The following is a 1,251-nucleotide window of genomic DNA, read 5'->3' on the forward strand; positions in this document are numbered from 1 at the left end:
GAACGTTAGGTACTGGTAATTACAATGGTTATGGCACGAATGGTTTTGGTACTAACAATTATGGTGTCAACAACTATGGCTTTAATGGATTCGGTAGAGCAACTTATCCGTATACTGGGTTTTACCAATCTGCAGACACACGTATGCGTGGTTTCGCAAACAATGGGTCCCGCTCTCTTTCGTCTCCAAATCATGCCTATAACCGTGAGCTTGCTGATCGTATTACAGCATCTGCTAAGAAGGTTAAGGGTGTTCAATCGGCTACCACCGTTGTCTATGGAAATGAAGCTGTTGTCGGTATTGAGTTGAAGGATAATAAAAATCGCAATACCATTGAACGTCAGGTAAACGATACTGTTGTGAAAGCAGCCCCTTATCATCGCGTTTATGTTACATCCGACTCCAAGATGGTACCGCGTGTAAAAGGAATCGATAACAACTATCGCTCAAACTCGTCAAACTCTAATATGATGGGTGGACCAAACACCGTAACAGGCAATCTCGCTAATGTCGGTAGCGATTTTGGCGCGCTTGTAACTGATCTTGGACGTACCGTAACTGCTCCATTCCGGTAATTAAGACAAAAACAGGGTGACGTTGTTCGTCTACCCTGTTTTTGTGTAAATAAAAATGAGACGTCTGCTACTAGCTAGACGCCTCTGCTTGTTTGTGTTCGATAATGGGTTGTCTTATGCGTTAGTCGTTGCAGAAAGCTTCATTTCTGGTTCCACAACTTCTAATTCACCTAAACCACGAATTAGTTTTTTAGCAAAGACTTTCTCCGGTTTTAATACAGAAACCATGTAATCAATGGCAACCTGCGGATCCACTGTCTCCCCGCATGTGTAGCAATCCAAAGCGGCAAATCCGCGCTCTGGGTAGGTGTGGATGGAAAGATGACTTTCCGATAAAAGAACCAATACAGTTGCTCCTTGAGGTGCAAATTGTTTAGACTGAACACTCAGAACAGTCGCACCGCATGCTTCTGCTGCTTCTACCATTTGTTTTTTCAAGAAATCTGCATCGTTTAGTAAATCAAATTGTACTCCCCATGTGTCAATGGCAACGTGTCTTCCGAAAGTAGAATATTCCATTCTTCCGGTTCCCCCTTCCTAGCATGTGTGATAATGAAACATCGCTAGGACCTGCGTCATTCACTAACGGGGGCGGGTCTTTGGTCCACCCTTTGAAGTGAATCCTGGTTCCTAATCTAGTTTTTCCAACGAGATTTAAATTATCATGGTTCTGAGA

2 protein-coding genes are annotated in these 1,251 nt (G+C 43.3%); one reads left to right on the forward strand and one right to left on the reverse strand.

Annotation, left to right across the window (positions count from 1 at the left end):
* Positions 1 to 575, forward strand: a 575-nt coding sequence (locus tag AYJ08_RS05730; protein WP_064016931.1) for a YhcN/YlaJ family sporulation lipoprotein, incomplete at its 5' end; no start/stop codon positions are given.
* 114 nt (positions 576 to 689) lie between these two features.
* Here AYJ08_RS05730 and speD read toward each other — a convergent pair.
* Positions 690 to 1,094 (reverse strand): adenosylmethionine decarboxylase, encoded by a 405-nt coding sequence (gene speD, locus AYJ08_RS05735; RefSeq protein WP_003336632.1) that lies wholly within the window; start codon positions 1,092 to 1,094, stop codon positions 690 to 692.
* Between the last annotated feature and the right edge of the window lie 157 nt (positions 1,095 to 1,251).

The organism is Brevibacillus sp. SKDU10, assembly GCF_001645205.1.
In the GTDB taxonomy this organism is placed as follows: Bacteria; Bacillota; Bacilli; order Brevibacillales; family Brevibacillaceae; genus Brevibacillus_B; species Brevibacillus_B halotolerans.

Coding starts and splice junctions, on each gene's coding strand:
- speD (WP_003336632.1), bottom strand. CDS start 1,094: ATGGAATATTCTACTTTCGGAAGACACGTTGCCATTGACACATGGGGA.